20 protein-coding genes and 3 pseudogenes are annotated in these 18,789 nt (G+C 38.6%); 11 read left to right on the top strand and 12 right to left on the bottom strand.

Translation table 11 applies throughout. The features are described from left to right. The first annotated feature begins 44 nt into the window (after positions 1-44). Positions 45-167, top strand: a complete 123-nt coding sequence (locus CKL_RS21600) for a hypothetical protein (RefSeq protein ID WP_278184165.1) — start codon at positions 45-47, stop codon at positions 165-167. A 610-nt stretch (positions 168-777) separates the two neighbouring features. Here CKL_RS21600 and CKL_RS21825 read toward each other — a convergent pair. The 4 genes from CKL_RS21825 to CKL_RS14085 form a co-directional block, all read right to left on the bottom strand. Further along, positions 778-873: a superoxide dismutase family protein gene (locus CKL_RS21825; protein ID WP_423200905.1), complete on the bottom strand. Its 96-nt coding sequence runs from the start codon at positions 871-873 to the stop codon at positions 778-780. Beyond that, complete coding sequence (locus CKL_RS21820; protein WP_012103225.1) at positions 870-1,151, bottom strand: superoxide dismutase family protein; 282 nt, start codon at positions 1,149-1,151, stop codon at positions 870-872. Before CKL_RS21820 ends, CKL_RS21825 begins: the two co-directional genes overlap by 4 nt. A 458-nt stretch (positions 1,152-1,609) precedes the next feature. Further along, entirely contained in the window at positions 1,610-3,475 is a 1,866-nt protein-coding gene (locus CKL_RS14090; protein WP_012103224.1) for an MDR family MFS transporter, read from the bottom strand. Positions 3,476-3,549: 74 nt separating this feature from the next. Next, positions 3,550-3,978, bottom strand: a complete 429-nt coding sequence (locus CKL_RS14085; protein WP_012103223.1) for a MarR family winged helix-turn-helix transcriptional regulator — start codon at positions 3,976-3,978, stop codon at positions 3,550-3,552. A gap of 399 nt (positions 3,979-4,377) precedes the next feature. On the opposite strand from CKL_RS14085, the gene CKL_RS14080 reads away from it, so the two are divergent. Together CKL_RS14080 and CKL_RS14075 are read left to right on the top strand one after the other, a co-directional pair. Beyond that, the gene (locus CKL_RS14080; RefSeq protein WP_012103222.1) at positions 4,378-4,575 is read left to right on the top strand and encodes a cold-shock protein; all 198 of its coding nucleotides are present in this window, start codon (positions 4,378-4,380) and stop codon (positions 4,573-4,575) included. 219 nt (positions 4,576-4,794) lie between these two features. Continuing rightward, entirely contained in the window at positions 4,795-4,983 is a 189-nt protein-coding gene (locus CKL_RS14075; RefSeq protein WP_012103221.1) for a hypothetical protein, read from the top strand. A 716-nt stretch (positions 4,984-5,699) separates the two neighbouring features. Here CKL_RS14075 and CKL_RS14070 read toward each other — a convergent pair. Continuing rightward, the gene (locus CKL_RS14070) at positions 5,700-6,623 is read right to left on the bottom strand and encodes a S66 peptidase family protein (RefSeq protein ID WP_012103219.1); all 924 of its coding nucleotides are present in this window, start codon (positions 6,621-6,623) and stop codon (positions 5,700-5,702) included. Between the two features lie 633 nt (positions 6,624-7,256). On the opposite strand from CKL_RS14070, the gene CKL_RS14065 reads away from it, so the two are divergent. Together CKL_RS14065 and CKL_RS21380 are read left to right on the top strand one after the other, a co-directional pair. Continuing rightward, positions 7,257-8,735: a cell wall-binding repeat-containing protein gene (locus CKL_RS14065; protein WP_012103218.1), complete on the top strand. Its 1,479-nt coding sequence runs from the start codon at positions 7,257-7,259 to the stop codon at positions 8,733-8,735. Between the two features lie 1,176 nt (positions 8,736-9,911). Further along, the gene (locus tag CKL_RS21380) at positions 9,912-10,403 is read left to right on the top strand and encodes a flavodoxin family protein (RefSeq protein ID WP_341271443.1); all 492 of its coding nucleotides are present in this window, start codon (positions 9,912-9,914) and stop codon (positions 10,401-10,403) included. 82 nt (positions 10,404-10,485) lie between these two features. On the opposite strand, the gene CKL_RS14055 is transcribed toward CKL_RS21380, so the two are convergent. Continuing rightward, positions 10,486-10,692: a hypothetical protein gene (locus CKL_RS14055; protein ID WP_012103216.1), complete on the bottom strand. Its 207-nt coding sequence runs from the start codon at positions 10,690-10,692 to the stop codon at positions 10,486-10,488. Positions 10,693-10,821: 129 nt separating this feature from the next. Here CKL_RS14055 and CKL_RS14050 point away from each other — a divergent pair, with 129 nt between their 5' ends. Beyond that, the gene (locus CKL_RS14050) at positions 10,822-11,043 is read left to right on the top strand and encodes a helix-turn-helix domain-containing protein (RefSeq protein ID WP_012103215.1); all 222 of its coding nucleotides are present in this window, start codon (positions 10,822-10,824) and stop codon (positions 11,041-11,043) included. Positions 11,044-11,330: 287 nt separating this feature from the next. Here the strand turns inward: CKL_RS14050 and CKL_RS14045 are convergent, their stop codons facing one another. Then, entirely contained in the window at positions 11,331-11,816 is a 486-nt protein-coding gene (locus tag CKL_RS14045; protein ID WP_187147901.1) for a TetR/AcrR family transcriptional regulator, read from the bottom strand. 220 nt (positions 11,817-12,036) lie between these two features. Between CKL_RS14045 and CKL_RS14040 the strand changes: the two genes are divergently transcribed. The 3 genes from CKL_RS14040 (at position 12,037) to CKL_RS14030 (ending at position 15,134) form a co-directional block, all read left to right on the top strand. Then, entirely contained in the window at positions 12,037-13,002 is a 966-nt protein-coding gene (locus CKL_RS14040; RefSeq protein WP_172634767.1) for a lipocalin-like domain-containing protein, read from the top strand. A 252-nt stretch (positions 13,003-13,254) separates the two neighbouring features. Further along, positions 13,255-13,899 carry a DDE-type integrase/transposase/recombinase gene (locus CKL_RS14035; protein WP_012103212.1) on the top strand — a complete coding sequence of 215 codons (645 nt, stop codon included), beginning with the start codon at positions 13,255-13,257 and terminating at the stop codon, positions 13,897-13,899. A gap of 65 nt (positions 13,900-13,964) precedes the next feature. Then, positions 13,965-15,134, top strand: a complete 1,170-nt coding sequence (locus tag CKL_RS14030; protein WP_479723165.1) for a recombinase family protein — start codon at positions 13,965-13,967, stop codon at positions 15,132-15,134. 5 nt (positions 15,135-15,139) lie between these two features. On the opposite strand, the pseudogene tnpA reads toward CKL_RS14030, so the two are convergent. From tnpA to CKL_RS21375, 5 genes and pseudogenes are all read right to left on the bottom strand, one after another. Beyond that, a pseudogene (gene tnpA / locus CKL_RS19940) lies at positions 15,140-15,442 on the bottom strand (IS200/IS605 family transposase); the annotation flags it as partial. A 374-nt stretch (positions 15,443-15,816) separates the two neighbouring features. Next, a complete protein-coding gene (locus tag CKL_RS14020) occupies positions 15,817-16,101 on the bottom strand; it encodes a 50S ribosomal protein L7/L12 (RefSeq protein WP_012103208.1) in 285 nt (94 codons plus the stop codon). A gap of 85 nt (positions 16,102-16,186) precedes the next feature. Beyond that, positions 16,187-16,327 carry a hypothetical protein gene (locus CKL_RS20915; protein WP_155814035.1) on the bottom strand — a complete coding sequence of 47 codons (141 nt, stop codon included), beginning with the start codon at positions 16,325-16,327 and terminating at the stop codon, positions 16,187-16,189. A gap of 226 nt (positions 16,328-16,553) precedes the next feature. Further along, positions 16,554-16,962, bottom strand: a pseudogene (locus CKL_RS14015) (helix-turn-helix domain-containing protein); the annotation flags it as partial. Next, positions 16,889-17,107 (bottom strand): hypothetical protein, encoded by a 219-nt coding sequence (locus CKL_RS21375; protein ID WP_242652559.1) that lies wholly within the window; start codon positions 17,105-17,107, stop codon positions 16,889-16,891. The pseudogene CKL_RS14015 and the gene CKL_RS21375, both read right to left, overlap by 74 nt. A gap of 249 nt (positions 17,108-17,356) precedes the next feature. On the opposite strand from CKL_RS21375, the gene CKL_RS19935 reads away from it, so the two are divergent. Next, positions 17,357-17,746 (top strand): cysteine-rich VLP domain-containing protein, encoded by a 390-nt coding sequence (locus CKL_RS19935; protein ID WP_012103205.1) that lies wholly within the window; start codon positions 17,357-17,359, stop codon positions 17,744-17,746. Positions 17,747-17,866: 120 nt separating this feature from the next. Next, positions 17,867-18,785, top strand: a pseudogene (gene mobV / locus CKL_RS14005) (MobV family relaxase). Positions 18,786-18,789: the final 4 nt, after the last annotated feature.

Below are 18,789 nucleotides of genomic sequence, written 5' to 3'. Positions count from 1 at the left end.
TGGATAAAGAAATGGAGTAGAGAATTAAAGAATTGGAGAAAAGAATGGCTGTACTTGAAGAAAAAGTCCAAGCACAGCCGAAAGTAAAAGAATTAAATAGTATTTCATCTAAATCTACAGACATAATTATCACTTCGCTTTCTAATAATAATAATTATTCAAAATAATACCAAAACATTTAGGAGATAATATAAACAAATGTAAGTAATTTAAATTCCTCTTTTAAAAAATAAATGCTATAATTTTATTAGTAAGGAGGATATTGTGATGAAAAAGTTAATTCTAATTTTAGGGATAATAGTTACAATAATATTTGTGAGAATTATAATAAAAGGCACAAATTTAAACAATAAGAATGATTCACAGCCATAAGAGCACTTATTTTAATAGGTAGGTGCTTTTATTATTGCTAAAAGGAGGGGATTTTTAGACTTTAACAATATAGTTGATGTTACCAATAAAATGATACAGAGTGCATCTAAATCTGTAGTGACTGCATTTGACAGAGTTGCCAACAGCAATTTTGATGTATACCTGACAAATGCAAAGGAAACCACTGAAAAACTTGAAAAGTGGTAGGAGTAAGAAGAACCCTTGAGACTTATCATACTATTCAAAAAATGAATAATTTCATAAGATGGATAGGTGGAGAGCTGTGGAAAGAATTATCATTTATGCTTGACACTAAGCATTGATGAATTTATTATATATACTAAACCAATTGTTAACTTACTTATGAATATAGATGGATATTAGCCCTCTCAAGCATTTTTTTAATTACATTACAGCCTTAATAACACCACAGGCTAATCTGTTACCAGATGCTCCAGAAGGTTGAGTTCTATAATCATCTGGACTTTCGTGTATGATCACAGGATCACAGATTTTCCAATAATCTGGGCAACATTAAATTTATCTGTAAAAAAAGTCATTCTAGAATAACCATTATTAGAAAAGAGAACAGGAAAGTCTCCTGCATGGTTGCCATGAGGCTGGTTAGTTGGATTCCAATGCTCTCCAGCAGATATGAATGGGTTTGAAGGATCACCTACAGCACATGTACCATTTTGGTGTAGGTGAAATTCATGTGGTCCAATTTGAGGGTTTCCATTCATAGCAGGCATATAAGAGGGTAACCCATTAACTTTCACAGAAACCTCAGTTCCTCCGCGTATCTGAGTAAATGTAACAGTACCTTTTATATCAGGAGCTAAAGGTCCTTCGTTATATGAGCTATAGCCCTTCTTACATGCATATTTATATCACCTCTATATCCACAACAATCATAGTTTACAAAGGGACAGTTATATTCATAAAAATACATCATATGCTCCATATTGAATACTTCAATTTATGTTATGTAAAAACTTTTAAAACAGTTACAAAAATATCAGTACGTTAATTAGTATTATAACGGAGCTGAAATTCAGAGGATAATATCTCAAGTTGGGTTCTGATTCCATTCATCGCACCGAATACACCCGCATATAAAGCTAAGCAAACTCTAACAGGGCTCCCAACGAAGAGGGAACTGCCGTTGACTACTGAATTAACTGCATATATTTGTTCTGAATGTCGAGTATGTCGAATCCTTGTTTTCGCTACAAAATCATAGTTTATCCTCTCCTAATGGCAGACGCTTCATCAATTCCCTCATAATATCGCCTCGACTGACTGTTCCGATGAGAACGCCATCTTGCGTTACGGGCAGTTTGTTTAGCTTGCGTTCGGAAATAAGACGACAAACTTCAAGCAACGGCGTACTGCGTGGAGCGGTTATAATGTGCTTTGACGCGATTTCCATTACATTCATCTGTAACAGATTCTTGGCTTTGGCTGTAAAACTCTCCGTGTCCGGCAAGACCACTGAATAAGATTCCGCACCGAAATGTACGTCCTGTTTTGCCATATACCGTAAAACATCGCCGTCCGAGATAAATCCGACAATGCGTTTTTCGCCGTCAACAACGGGTAAGCCGCTTGTGCGATAGTTGATGAATTTTTCGACAACCTGCTCTAAATTATCATAACGGGAAACTGTGTATGGATCAACTTTCATTGCTATGTCAAGTTCAAATGACGTATTTTCGGATATAACAACGGCTTTTTTTCCATCCTTTACCTTGACGATAACCATAAAAAGAGCAGCGAATCCGATGGCGACACTTAGGCAGTAAGTAATGCGAATCCCTGCCATTTGGGATTGCAACTCGCCTTGGCTAGCGGAGAATGCGGACACAAGAGACATTGCAGAGACCATAATTGCGGTGCAGAGCGTCGCCGCAACCTGACGCAATGTACTGGACACGGCGTTGCCGTGATGTAGAACTGCATCATGGAGAGTGCTGATTGACCAAGTGTTTATTGGCGTATTGGCAAGCATAAGCCCGACAGACCGCACGGCGTAACTGACTATCATAAATGCCACTGATGTATGAAAGTCGAACAGTACCATTCCCACTGAGCCCAAGGTCACCAAGAACACGCCTGTAATGGCAACGTAACGTGCACCAAAACGGTCGTGGAGTTTTCCTGCAAAATATCCGAATGCTGCTCCCAAGATGGCGCCGGGCATCATTACAGTACCCGATATTGTAGCAGATAAACCACGCACCGTTTGAATATAGATCGGCAGGGTAATACCAGCTGCCGCAAGCGAAGCCTGTATGAGCATTGAAATGGTTATACCTGCCTGGAATCGTTTATCCTCCAGCACTCGGACTTGTAGGAACGGTTGTTCAAGTTTCAACTGTCGACGAGCGAATACGAATAGTACAATAGTACCCACGACAATCAAAGCAACAGCGGCAGGCATTGTCATGGTATGTCCAAACAGTGAAAAACCATACAGTAAACAGAACAGCCCGAGGGATGACAAAGTGACCGACCATTTGTCAAGTGAAATCTTCTTTGTTTCACCGAAATTTTTCATAGCCACCGCTGCGAGAAGTATTACTACCGCTGCTAGTGCCGCCATAATTAGGAACATCACATGCCAGCCTATTTTGTCTGTGAGAACACCCGAGATGACAGGACCAATTGCCGGCGCAAACATAAGTACAAGGTTATACAGCCCCATTGCCGAGCCGCGCTTTTCGTGTGGAAAGAGGAGCAACAGAACTGTCATCGACATCGGTAGCATTACTCCCGCGCATATGGCCTGAAGTATACGTCCGATGAGAAGCATAGCGAAGTTCGCACCCCATGCTGCTAACATGCTTCCAGTAAAGAATAGGACGAAAATCGATATGAACAGCTTCCTCGTCGAAAATCTGTCCATAAGAAATGCTGAGATTGCGATAACAATCGCATTGACAAGCGTAAAACCCGACACGAGCCACTGCGCCGTCGTTGCACTTACACCTGTTTCAAGCATAATTGATGGAAGTGCCGGATTTATGAGTGTTTGGTTAAGTACTGATACAAACGCACCAAGCATAAGCACGACAAGAGTGCTTTTTTGTTGCTTTGTCATAATTAAAGTGTCCTTTCCAAAATATTATTTTTAGTGATTGTAATAAACAATATTAACTATTAGTCAAAATTTTTTTATTCTAATTGCCTTGCTAAATCAAGATATCGTTTTGTCAGTCTTGTGAACTCTTTTGCATCCTTTTCACCCATCGCTTCGAAGATTCGAGCTCCCCGTTTTACTAATTGTTCACGTTCGCCCTTGGCAACTTCTTTTCCGCTTTCCGTAATGGAAACTATGATTTTACGGCGATCGCTTTTGTTCATTTCGCGGTTTATCAAACCTTTCTTTTCTAATGCACCTAACGCTGTTGCAATACGCGCTGTACTGCTGCCCAAACCATCACTGATTTCACTTGGCAAAGCTGTTCCATCGCATTGGCAAAGAAAATTAAGAATAAAAATTTCTCCTTTAGCAAATCTGTTAAAACGATCTAAAATCAGCCCATTGCGATAATGCGTAACTATCAGACTTATATGTTCAGTAGCAAGTTGCAAGAAATCCATAAATTGATTATCCTCTCAGTGTTAGTTACTAACAATGTTAACATTATAGCGCGACTTTGAATGCCTGTCAATGTGCTTCCCATTTTTCGTAGTTCCTACATTCCACACGTAAAATTTAACATTTTCTAGTATTTATTTATCCATAGATATTATGAATAAAATTGTTCCTTAAATAAAGAGTAATTTATTTGGGAGTTAATAACTTGACAGAAATAATTTGCTTTATTTAATAATGTGTGGTATACTTAGCAAACACTTAAATGAATCGTAATCAATCTAAACACAGGTATATTTCAATAAGTACTTAAATAATATATGCATTTATTATTATCGAAATTTTATTTAGTGTATTATAGTTGTTACAGAGAGTTTAAGAAATAAAATTTTGGAGGTACTTATATGACAGGTACAGTTAAATGGTTTAATGGAAACAAAGGATTTGGATTTATTACAGGAGAAGATGGAAAAGATGTTTTTGCACATTTTTCTCAAATAAATTCGGAAGGCTATAAAACACTTGAAGAGGGTCAAAAAGTTTCTTTTGACGAAGGAAGAGGACAAAAAGGAACACAAGCAGAAAATATTACTGTCCTTTAGTTAGTAAATATTTTATCCCTTAGGTATATATATCTAAGGGATTTTTGAATTGCATAGATAAATAAGATGTAGTTAAGGGGCTTAGAATACCCCTTTTTTTCTTATGAATCATATTAAAACCATATAGAATGAAAACTATTTATACTGTTAAAGAAATCACATATCTTCACCCATCCTAATTTGTAATTGTTTCTTTATTGTCTATTTTTAGAAGGGACTGTGTATGGTATATCTGCCATAATAAGATCTTTTTCCCTTAGATTGCAGAGAGTAAGTTCTACAGAAGTAGGTTTTTCCCAAAAATGTGGAACTGTTACAAGACTTTACGGCACCGAACCGAATCTCTTTCAATTTACTTATGCCTCTAGCCCCGAGGTTAAATGGGGCTGCCAAAGCGGGAAACCATAAATAGAAATTATACTATATATTGTGTAAGGCACCTGAACTTAATCAGGTGCCTTTTGATATATGTAAATATTTATTTAACCTGTACAAAATAATATCATAACAATTGATGTATATAATACGTAATAAGACATGCATACTATCCTCTGGGCATTTGAGGATACATAGATACATAAAGCTGTGGCTATGGTTGCAGGGCACATTAAATATGGATGCAACCAGCACTCTAAATCTAACATAAAAAATAAGCTCTTTACACACAAAGCAGGCATCCTTTGTTCAGGGTGTCTATTTTTTATATTATTTACAAATAGTTATTACATAGGACATCGGATTGTAACAAATACCATATATAATAAATATCATAACAGATTATAAATTAGTTCCCTACCGCATGAAAATTTAATCCGGTGTCTGTGGCTGCAGGGCACTTTAAACTCAAATGCAACCGCCAGAAGCTAGTATATTAAAATTGCATCCCTTCAAAATAATATTGTTAAAAATAAGCATCTCGTTATTTAGGGTGCTTATTTTTGTTGGAAAAAGTAGAATTATTTGAATGTTGTAGATAATGTGCATAACTTGTGGATAATTTGTAGAAATAGAGCATAAAATAATAAGTTTAGGAAAGAAAAAAAGCTAACTTTATGACATGAATAATCTTAGGGAATAAAATAGTTATGAGCTTCCCATAATAATTCAAAAATTTTGCTATCTTTTTATATACGCACTGTTGGCTCAAGTATTGTCAATGTATTGTTATAAGTGTTAAGATTAGCTTGAGCACCTATAGGTATAGCCATCTTGTATGTTCCATGTCCTGATGCTAAATTTGTCATAAGAGGTTTATTCAATGGCATAATAACTTCATTAATTAAATCCTCATATAACTTACCATATGCAGACTCACAATTGGTGCATTCACCCATAATGATACCTGCACAATCCCTAAGTTTACCTGATAATATTAGATGGTTTATGTACCTGTAGACTGTATTAATAGGTTCATGAACCTCTTCGATTAAAAGTATCTTTCCTGTGGTATCAACTTCAAATGGAGTGCCAAGGTTATCTACAAAGGATGTAAGATTACCTCCTACTATGGGCCCTGTTACATTGCCAGGGACCCTGCTTATTAAAGGCATTCCAGGAGGATTTTCAAGTCTTCTTGGTGAGGTAAGTGTGGATGTAGCAGTGAAAAACTGATTCATGTTGTATGCAGGAGTAGTTGATTTAAAGTCTATTAAAAGAAGACTATGAAAAGTAATTAAGTTAGCCCATATATACAAAACATTTAATAAAATTGTTATATCACTGTATCCTGTGACAATTTTAGGATTCTGTGTGATAATAGGATAATCAAGATATGGTATAATACCTGCAACACCTACTCCACCTCTTGATGGTATAATAGCCTTCACATCAGGGTTTTTAAACATTGTCATCAGATCAGAGGCCCTTTGTTGTTCTGTGGCTGCAATATATCCGCCATAAGAATATACGTATTTTCCTAAAACCACATTAAAGCCCATATTCTTAAGAGTCTGTATACCAGTATTAATAACATCCGCAGATAATGGACTACCTAAAGTAACTATTCCTATTGTATCTCCTGCACGTAAAATTTGTGGCCTTATTGCCATACCATTCACCTTCTAAATAACTTAATAATATATATTTTTACAATTCCGTAAAAACTATTCCTTCTAGAATATTATATGAAGTTACTCAAATAGTTGCTAATTAATACGGTGAACATGAACAGATTGATTACTAGAATGTGTAAATATGGTTAAAGATACTATGTCTGTACGTCGATTGTAACCATTTATATGCGCTGTGACTGTGCCACGCCCCCTAATATCAACGAGTGCAATTTGACCAACATGTGATTGTATTACTTCAGGAGTAATACGTTTTCTAAAATACTAATAGTAGTCATCAGAGTAATCATAATAATAATCAAAAGGACAATAATAATTTTCCAATGTTTATTTTCTCCTTATATTTATCATTTCAATATTTATATTATGTTAGTATAATACTTTTGGGAATTAATTATTAATAAAGTCTGGTAATAAGAATTAATGAAATTCATTTTAACCAACAAAAATACTCCGCTTAGTTCAAGCTGGAGGGTTCATTTCGTAATACATTAAACTTTCTTAATTGTTCTAACATAAACTATTTTTCCTCCTGTAATAGTGAAAAATCTTCAATTTAGATGAATATTTTGTTACAATATAAACAAAATGTTAACTATAAGGGGGACAATTATGTATAAGAAATTTTTAAGTATTGTTGCTATATTTATATTAAGCATATTACTGATTTTACCTAATCAAATTGTTGATTCAGCATCATTTAATCAAAGATTAGCAGGGCAAACTAGATATGAAACCGCTGCTAAAATTGCACAGGAAGGATGGACAAGTTCCAATTATGCTGTAGTGGCCAGTGGGGAGGGATTTGCAGATGCATTAAGTGCAGCGCCATTGGCAAAAAAATATAATGCGCCTATACTTCTAACTGGAAAAAATACATTGGATAGTAATACTAAAAGTGAATTACAAAGTCTTGGAGTAAAGAATGTGTTTTTAATTGGAGGTACTGGTTCTATATCTGATAATGTAAAATCAGAATTGGGGTCTATGAATATTACAGTAACTAGAATTTCAGGTAAAGATAGATTTGAGACATCTTTGGAAGTAGCTAAGAATTTAGGTGATATCAATGGGATTGTTGTAACAAATGCCTATGGATTTGCAGATGCTTTATCCATAGCGCCAATTGCAGCAGATCAAGGCATGGCTGTAATTTTAACATCATCAGATAGTTTATCTTCTGATATACAAACATTTTTGAATTCTATTAATTATAGTAAAAGTTATATAATAGGTGGAACTGGCGTTGTAGGTCATTCAGTAGCATCTCAATTAAAAAATGTTACAAGACTTTCAGGAGCAAGTAGATATGAAACAAATGCAGCTGTGCTAAAACAGTTTGCGGATAATCTTAGTTATGATAAGGTTTATGTCGCCTCAGGTGAAAATTATCCAGATGCTTTATCAGGAAGTGTATTGGCAGCATCAAATAACTCACCTTTAATTTTAGTTGGTAATTCTTTTGATCCTTCTGTAATATCTTCAATACAGGCTCAACATGACAAATATAATGATGTAGTAGTTTTAGGTGGAGCTGCAGTTGTTTCGGATGCATTAATAAATGATATTGTAAGTGGAGTTTTTATACCAAGTATAAGTGATGAGGAAATAAAAAAGTTGATATATAATGCAGATCAAGCATATGTTAAGATTCATTTACTTGCATCATATGATAAAAATGATGCTATATATACTGATAATGCTTATTATAAGCTAAAAGACAATGTAAATACTTATGATAAGTTATTTAAATATTATAATGTATATTTTTCAGAAAAAAAATCAAATTATTTCATAAATTCGGGATTATTTGTAAATTCAAATAACACTTTTTATATTTTGGGTTGTGATCCTGGTGCAAGATCGTTAATATTGGAAGCCAAATTAGAAAATAAAACTATAGATAAAAATAAAATGAATGTTACTTTACTTTGTTATAATGAAGAGGGGGTCTTTCCTAATGAAGAATATCCTCCTGAGTATGAAAATTATACACTAATTTATGAAGATGGAAGATGGGTAGTGGATGATTGTGATAATTCCGATTGGAATGATTTCAATTATAGGGATAATCATAATCTGAATCAATAGATGAAATGCCATAAAGGTATTTGAGCCTAAAGGACAATTCTTGAAGTCCGGCAAGGACATAACTGATATCAGGTAGTGGACACTAGGGAGGAATTAGTGGAGAATGTGGCTTTGTTGGGGGGGGGGATGGAATTTATAAATATGAAATAAACAAATAAAGGAGCACTAATATTTTGCTCCTTTCCTAATTAAGCATTTTAGTATGACTGCAGTGCTTACAAGTATTATCATTGTCTTTATAGCAAAAATAACACAATAAATCCTCTACACATACATCATATCTTTCACAAATTTTATTCATAGGAATATCTCAAAGTCTCTTTTAATGTTTTCCTCACTTTTCGTTTTGTAAGTGTTCTCATGAAATATACTATCATGTAATGAAAAAGAAATAGCTGTATAAGAGTGCTTTAAAGGGTTTCGAGGTTAAATGGGACTCCAATGCGGGAAATCGTGAATAAAAAGTATACTATATGTGTATATATCAAAAGTAAGTACTTGGAAAACTGACGCGTACTTCTTCTGTAATCTGACTGAATTAATTATGGAATGATAGAATGTTTTCTAATATCAATACCAGTCATCATGGTAATCACCATAAGGAGCTTGAACTTTTTTATTAGAGTTGTCATTGTAAGGTCATTAATGCTCATAGGTACCACCGTAAATTTGTTTATAATGCCATACTATACTATGAGTAAAATATCAAACATGTGAATAAGAGTTGAGAATCATTAGAAGGTGTATAAATATTAAAGTTAGAGCATATATATAAATATAAGTGTAACTAAACTCCAGATAGTTACTTGCTATGAGTATATCTGTTTAATATATCTCCTTTTTACACTAATATTTAAATTTCAGATATACTCTTTTTGTGTAAAAGAGAAATAGATGATGGATATGAAGACTGGAGAATATGATATGGTATAATTATATAGTAGTAATTAGTGTGTATGGCACTTGATTAAGTTCGGGTACCTTTTGATATATGTAAATATTTATTTAACCTGTACAAAATAATATAGTAACAATTGATGTATATAATACATAATAAAGTATATATACTATCCTCTGGGCATTGGGGATACATAAGGCTGTGTCTGTGGCTGCAGGGCACATTAAATTTAAATGCAACTTCCAGGAGTTGATATATCAAAATTGCATCCTTAAAAAATAATATTATATAAAATAGGCACTCGTCATTTAGGGTGCTTATTTTTATTTACATATTATTGCGGCTGTTTTAAATGCTTTGAAAAAGGAAGTTTTGGTGGAGAATATTGCCCCCATATTAAATATACTCGTCCTATTTTAGAAACAATTAAAATTTCTGATGGTATTATTATAGCTTCACCTGTGTATACACTTGCCGAGAGTGGGCAAATTAAAGTGTTTCTTGACCATTTCGGTTGTATTTTTATGAGTCATAGACCAGTAAAAGAAATGTTTTCTAAAGCTGCATTTGTGATATCTACAACAGCTGGTATAGGTACAAAGAATGTAATAAAAATAATTCAAAGAAATCTGAAATATTGGGGAATCCGCAAAATATATAAATGTGGTTTAACTCTTCGGGCAAAAGATTGGGGTGATATGCTATTTAAGAAGCAAAATAAATATAAAAAAATATTAGAAAAAAATCATATAGTTTTTATTGTACAATGAAGGGTAAAAAAATACATGTGCCATTAAATACAAAGATATTATTTAGCATATTTAAGAGGCTTATGAATAGTTATCCGAATGATCATCCAGATATGTAGGTAGTGACTTCCTCCGGCGTTGGCTGCTCTCCATTATGGGGGATAGATTTCCAGAACGCCTGTGCCTGTGGCTCGAGGCTTTTCATGGCTTCCGCTATGGCGATTTCAATTTCACGACGCACAGCCCCTTCGCTTACGCCTTTCTGTTTAGTAAGTTTCTTCAACGCTTTTTTTGCTTTTGCAGTATCCATTTTTCTCTCCTTTTACTGGCATGTGTAATATGTCTAACAAGGCTTGTTAAAGCTTACTTATCCATTCTACTTAGGACATACTATATATGTCAATGATGTGGATTTTTAACTTACAAAGAAGGGCTTCCGATGGAATACGGAACGATTAAAATAAAGCTGGATGAACTGATTAAAAAAGAAGGCATCAGCAAAAACAAGTTGAGCCACAAGGCAGAAATGCAGCGTTCTCAAATCAATAATTATTGTAACAACAGCATCAGCAGATTGGATATTGACGTTCTGGTCCGGATATGTACGGTTCTGGATTGTGAGATTAGCGATCTGCTGGAATTTGTACCGCCGGAGAAATGACATCGGGTCAAGTCGGCCCGATGTGGCAGGGTTTGGGGAGGCTCCCCAACAAGCAATTTTTTGTGGTTTGACCGCAGGGCAAAATACAAAAAATGTGCAACTGTGGCCACAGTTGCCCTGCTTGCCGGTTAGCGTTTACCGCCCCAATTGCCGTTCCTTGTAAGGTTTGTGACGTGTTTATTTTCCGTTTGCTTCCGCTTTTTATAATCACTTTGAAACAATCGATCTTTACTTGAACTGCGTGTTGGAGTTATTGCCTTGTTGTAGTGAATCTGCACTACGCTTTTTTACTTGTTCATGAAATCCGACATGCCAGATTGTGTTAGCCTTTCAATATAACTCATAACAACATCAGGAGATTCTTTGAAGCCTGTATTGACCCATGACAGTATGATTCCTACACAGCCTGATGTAACAAATGTATAAATGACCTGTGAATCCTTTTCATTTATGCCGATTTTAGCGTAGCTGTTATAGCTGCTTTGTCTGCATAAATTCAAAACCCTTTGCAAAAACCGCGTATCTCCGTGTTCGCCGAGAATGGCTCGGCAAACATCTTGTTCATTATAAATCAGTGTAACCGCAACCGATGTGATGGAGGTCATGCTATTTTCCAATATTGGCAGCATTTCTTCGAACTGCTTATACAATTCTTCCTCAATGACTTCTAAGAGATGGTATACATCATGGTAATGCTGATAAAAGGTGCCACGATGTACATCCGCCAACTTACATATTTCCGCTACTGTTATCTTTCCAATGGGTCTTTCCATAAGCAGGCTTAAAAAGCTCTGCTTAATAACTTTCCGTGTATACTTGACTTTCCTGCTCTCGTTCATAAAAAATTCAACCTTCCAATCCGACAAACTATGAGTATCCGTCTTTTTTGTGACATATCGTTAAAAATTGCTTAATGACAAAATGACCATTAGTCGTTATAATGACACTGTGACACATTTGAAACAATTTGTCAATCTGAAAGGAGAATATACTATGTCAAGGGTAAAAGAAATTGCTTATTCGGGCCGGAATCATGGTTCCTTTGAGCAGGAGTGGCTCAGCCATAAAAAAGCTTCCGAATGGTGGTACGCCACAGGCTTTGTTAAAGATGAGGCCGGTAATGAGTATTCTTACCAGTATACCGTAATCAAGGCATCAATTCCGATGATGACCCCCTGGATATCGCACGTAGCGATTACGGACTTTAACAACAAGAAGCACTATTTCACTAAGAAGACAGAAATCAATGACAAAAATGTTGTTGTGGATGAAAATACTGTTAAGTATGGTGAAATGATCTCGCTGACAAAGAACGAGAATGGAATGCATCTCATTGCTAATGGGGACGGATTTTCCTATGACGTATACCTTGATTACGGCAAGGGTGCTTTCTGGCATTGCGACAATGGGTATTTGCTGATGGGCAGTGACTCGTTTACCGACAAGGATAGCACCATATACTATTCGTACCCCAGTATGCCGGCAAAAGGCACCATGACATTAGGCGACAAAACATTTAGTATCACCGGAACTGCATGGTTTGATAAGCAGGGCGGCATTTATAATCTGGTGAACGCCGAGAGGCATTGGGAATGGTTTTCCCTTCGCTTCTTCGATGATGAACAGATCATGCTGTTTTCTTTTCCGCAGCATGATTACGTGGATGGCACTTACATCATGAAGAATACGGCGCAACGTATGAACAACTACACCATCAAATCTCACAAGTACATTGAAGTGGATGGACTGAAATTCACCAGCGGATGGGATGTTTCCATGCCGGGCATCAAGGAAGAAACATATACCATTACGCCCATCATGGAAGGCCAAATGCACAATATGTACTTTGAGGAACTGTGCAATCTTACAAACAGTGCTGGAGAAATTGTTGGAAAGGCATTTGTAGAGCTGCTTCCAGGGGTATGGAACAAGAAGTTTGCTAATAAGCTCATGGACTAACAGGACGAAAAGGAATCTGTAGGCGAAAGCACTCTTGGAATTGCCTTTACAGTCAATCATATTTAGGAGGGATTTAATTATTTTCAGGAAGTTTTTCTCAACAATAAAAAGCCGTTGTTTATGCCAAACCTAACCTGTTAATTAGACGAATGCGGAATGGCGGCTTGTGAAAACAAAGCCGCCATTTCCTTTAAAAGGGTTTTTTATGCAACAAAAATTACTACATCTCTTTATATGTGAGGGGTCACCACCTTGGCAGATGAACATGATTTATTTATCAAAAGAGAAATCGATAAAATATACACAACACATCCTGAATTCGGATACAGGAGAATTGCTGTATGGCTTAAGAAATATAATAATATGACCATAAATAAAAAAGCTGTACTCAGGCATATGAGGGAAATGGGTATACAGGCCATATATCCACGTAAGAATGCTAGTAAGGCAGAATCAGGTCACATTATTTATCCCTATTTGCTTAAAGGACTTGTAATTGGTAGGCCTAGCCAGGTTTGGAGAATTGATATCACCTATGTTCCCATACATAAAAGCTGGCTTTATCTAGCCGCAATTATTGACTGGCATTCACGTTTTGTTGTAAGCTGGGAGATAGATGACAATCTTGAGATTCGTTTTGTACTAAATGCATGTAAGAACGCCTTGAAACAGGCATATCCTGAAATTATGAATGGTGACCAGGGCAGTCATTTTACAAGCTTTAAATATACAAATCTGTTCATTGAGGCTGGCTCCAGGAAAGTCTTAAATATAATACTCCTGCTGAAATATATTTTAAAAGTTAGGATATTTTTACTTCCCAGTAACAAAATCATACTTTCAGATAAATATTACGTCAAGGATGCTGCGCACCATCTAAAGATGGCAAGTCCATGACATAATATTTATCTGAAAGTGAGAAGAATTTGCGGGAAAGTATATTGATATATTTTTTTAGATTTTTGTTTATTGACCTAACTATAAATAGATTAAAAATTTGTCTTGACAAAGGGGTCCACTTTAAAGAATACAAAGACGATGGCTTTACCGGAACAGACGCCGACCGCGATGATTTTCAAAGATTATTGTCCGACATTTGCACCGGGAAAATCAACTGTGTGATTATCAAAGACCTTTCGCGTCTTTCCCGTGACTATGTTGAGGTGGACATCCTGATTGACAGGCTGTTTGTGCAGATGAATGTAAGATTTATCAGCTTGCATGAGCGGATAGACAGCTACAATGACCCGGACAGCGTTTCTAACATGGTTGTGCCGATAACAAACGTAATGAACGATCAATACTGCTATCAGACCTCAAAGAAAATCCGGCAGGTGGTTGACTATAAAAAGCGCAACGGTGAGTTTATCGGCTCCTACGCTCCCTATGGCTACATCAAAGACCCCAACGACAAACACGCCCTGCTTGTAGACCGTGAAGCCGCCGAAGTGGTAAAACAGATTTTTGCCATGTTTCTAAACGGTATGGCGGTTAGGGCAATCGTAAACCATCTGAACGACCACGGCGTTATGTGTCCGTCCCTCTACAAGCAGAGCCAGGGTCTAAAGTATAGTTGCCCCAACGGACAGGCAAAGCCAATGTGGAGTACCATCACAGTCACCAACATGCTGAAAAATCCTGTTTATATTGGGGATATGGCGCAAGGCCGAAACCGTGTCAAGAGCTACAAAATACACAAAATCGAGGCTGTACCCGAAGAAGATTGGATTGTCGTTCAGAATACCCATGAGCCGCTTGTTGACCGGGAAACATTTGAAAAGGTTAAACAACTGTTAAAGCGCGATACCCGCACCGCGCCAAAGCAAAAACAACTATATCTGTTCAGCGGCTTTCTCCGCTGTGCGGATTGCGGCAGGGCAATGTCACGGATAGCAAGCAAGGAATTGTATGTTTACTACCAATGCGGCACATACAAAAGCCTTTCAAAAAAAGCCTGCACCATGCACTCGATTAAAAGTACAAGGCTTGAAGCGGCTACATTGTACGCAATTCGGCAACAGGTACACCTTGCGGTCAGCTATTCCGCTATCGTTTCCCAAATCAACTTGGCCCCGCTTAAAAAGAGCCAGTCTGTGAGGCTCGAACGGTTTGTTGGTTTTCCTAATATATAACGCTCATAGTACCCTTTACACCAAAATCGCCTATTACTATATCTATATTTTAAATTTGCATGTCTATCAAAAATCATTAATGAACTTTTTCCTTTAAGATATCCCATAAACTGTGGTACACTTAATTTAGGCGGTATACTTACAAGCATATGTATGTGATCCCTACATGCATTTGCTTCAATAATTTCTACATCCTTATGTTCACACAATTTTCTTAGTATTACTCCCATATCTGATTTTATCTTTCCATATATTATCTGTCTTCTATATTTTGGTGCAAAAACTATGTGGTATTTACAATTCCACTTAGGTCAGTTTACAAGGAACTACACGCAGACCGTGAAACGGGCTGCTGACAACAAAAGGGCTGCATGTTCTCGCAGAGGGAATATGCAGCCTTTTTTGTTGTGGGGATTGCCCCTTGGCACACAACTTTGCGGAGCAAAGTGTAGTGTGTTATACGCTCTGTAAGCGTTGCCGTGAAAACGCCGTTGCCGCCGTGGAGGGCAAAGGCGTTTTAAGCGGCAGGAAAGCGGGCGGGAATTTGCGGAGTGGAGCCGCAAAGGACAGTCCGCTTTCATCAGCGGACAGGGCGTATATGAAAACCCAAAAGGAATACCGTAAATTAAAATTTATCGACTTCTCGTTATACCCATAAGCTGCTCATGTTGATAAATCAGGTTTAATCCAATTCGTCAACATATTGTTTTGCTTCAACTAAATCCATTTGGGTCTGTTCCCGTATTTTTTTTATTGCCTGGATTGTTTTACCCTCCCGTTTCAACTGAATCACTTGCTCTTTTAATTGATCAGAAACCGAATATGAAGATAAATCCTCATGACCTGTCAGTTTTGCTAATTGATTTAGCCGCTTTTCCTGATTTCGAATCACTTTTTTCAATGTAGAAATTTCGTTATATGCCAGTAGCCCGGCAACAAACACTAATGCAATAGCAGAATATTCCATTATTCTTTTCCTCCCGTTATTATTATAAATTATCAGCAGTTAAAACTGCCCAACAAATTTCTGTTTAGCGCTATTTCCGGGTTAATTATACATCATTTTCATTGCCTTCACAATCCAAATTCTTCGGGCCAACTTGGCCCGAAGTGCCGCAAGGTATCCAGAGGCGTTCCACCTCTGGAACTCCCCCCACTCGCCGTGTGGCAGAGGTTCCCATGTGAAAGGACATGGGAACCTTGCTGTTTAGTGTGGGCTTCTGCTTATGTCAATGGGCTTTTGAGGCATATGCTCCGTTCCGTCCGCTATTCCACATTCCCATTGACAACGCCTTTCGCCGTTTGGTTTTCTCTGTTCTTTGGAGGAGGTCGGGGGTGCGGGGGCAGAGCCACCGAAAAACTAACGATTATCGCAATGTAGCGGAGCCGATTTTGCAGTAGAATGGAGCGGACGGCAACGGGGCGGTACTTTTTTTCTATGGTGTCCCTCGCCAGATTGACATAGGCGTTTAGGTTCTGTACTTGCATACTGGCAATGCCGTCCACATAAATCTCAATGTCGGCCAGCAGCTTCACAAAATCCTTATGCGCCGCCATTTCACAAAGAGGCCGGGTGTTGATTGCCCCGCTTTTCAATAGGTCTATCATGCCATCACTCAAACGCAGGTCTGCAAGATCGGCGTTTGGGTGTTTTTTGTTTTCTGTCAGCCCCAACCAGGTAATCGGCGGACACGCTGTAGAATTTCGCCAGCGTCACAATTCTGGTGTGGCTGATGTCCTTGTAATCCTCTGTTTCATAGCTGCCCAAAGCGGATTTTGAAATGCCTGTCCGCTGTTCCAACTGCTCCAGCGTAAGGCCCCGTTCCACCCGCAAATCCTTTAACCGTTCCTGTATCGTCAAGGCCACATTCATAACCGTATCCTCCTTTCCCTGCTTCAGTTTTCTGCCTGTTCTCATTATACCATACCTTTCCACAAGCATGGAATTTTTTCATTTTCGGCCCGTTTTCCAACCTTGTGGATATACGGGAGGGGCGGTCAAAAAAGTATACACTTGAGTTAGTTCATCGATGGACAATACAAGTGAATGACCGTCCGAAAGGGATACCACCCGCAGGGGAAGCACTGCCATGAACCGCACTTCGGGCCACGTTGGTCCGAAGTTGCTGGGGAGCGTGCCAATGCAGGAAATACGCCGCAGGAATGGGGCAGGAACGGCTTTCGGGAAAAACGGCAAAGGACAATGAAAACGGAGGATACCCATGAGAGATAAACTAAAGCCAATCGAGCGCAGGCCGGACGGCTCTCTGCCCCGCATGACGCCGGGACAGCGCAAGAGGGTCAACGCCCTGATACGCCGGGAGTGCTGCAATTACGATAACGGCAACTGCCTTATGCTGGACGATGGGGAGGAATGTGTCTGCGTCCAAAGCATTTCCTATTCCGTCTGCTGTACATGGTTCCGCCATGCGGTTCTGCCGCTGGAAACAGAGTTTTTCCATAGCGGTGATGTGAAGCGGTGCGCCGTTTGCGGGGCGGCTTTCGTCCCCGGCTCCAACCGGGCAAAATACTGTGAAGTCTGTGCCAAAGAGGTACACCGCAAGCAGAAGAACAAAAGCAATCGAAACAAACGGAACAAAGCGGACAAATAAGGGCTGGAAAAGCCCGGTATCACAAGGTTTCTGGAAGCCGTTCCGGGGTGGGCTGTATGTTTGTACTCCCACCCCGGAAAACAGGCTTCTAACCGTCACCGAAGGGAGGATTGATAGATATTGCCGCAACACGCAATCTTACGCTTTGAAAAGCACAAGGGCAACCCGGCAAGGCCGCTGGAAGCCCACCACGAACGCCAGAAAGAACAGTACGCCAGCAACCCGGACATAGACACCAGCCGGAGCAGGTACAACTTCCATATCGTAAAACCGGAGGGACGCTATTACCACTTCATTCAAAACCGTATCGAACAGGCCGGGTGCCGCACCCGCAAGGACAGCACTCGGTTTGTGGATACCCTGATAACTGCCAGCCCGGAATTTTTTAAGGGGAAATCCCCAAGAGAAACGGCGGCGTTTTTCCAGAGGGCGGCTGACTTCCTTATCCAGCGGGTAGGCCGGGACAATATCGTGTCGGCGGTGGTACATATGGACGAGCGAACGCCCCATATGCACCTCACCTTTGTACCGCTGACGGAGGATAACCGCCTATCTGCCAAAGAGATTTTAGGCAACCGGGCCAGCCTATCCAGATGGCAGGACGATTTTTACGCTTACATGGTGGAGAAATACCCGGAATTGGAGTGTGGAGAAAGCGCATTTCAAACAGGTCGTAAGCATATCCCGACACGATTATTCAAACAGGCCGTTTCCCTCTCCAAACAGGCAAGAGCCATTGAAATGGCGCTGGACGGTATCAATCCTATCAACGCCGGAAAGAAAAAGGAGGAAGCCCTCACCCTGCTGAAAAAGTGGTTCCCGCAGATGGAAAATTTCAGCGGTCAGCTTAAAAAATACCGGGTTACGATTGACGATTTGATAGCGGAAAACAAGAAGCTGGAAGTCCGGGCCAAAGCCAGCGAAACAGGCAAGGCTGGAAAGTGAACTACATAATATCCAGCGTCTTGTTGACCGTATCCCCGCCGATATTCTGGAACAGGTACGGCGGGAACAGAAAATCAATACAAAGGCAAGGTGATGAT

Source organism: Clostridium kluyveri DSM 555, assembly GCF_000016505.1.
GTDB classification, from domain to species: domain Bacteria; phylum Bacillota; class Clostridia; order Clostridiales; family Clostridiaceae; genus Clostridium_B; species Clostridium_B kluyveri.
The sequence above is the reverse complement of the archived record's forward strand: the minus strand, read 5'-3'. Positions and strand labels throughout refer to the sequence as shown.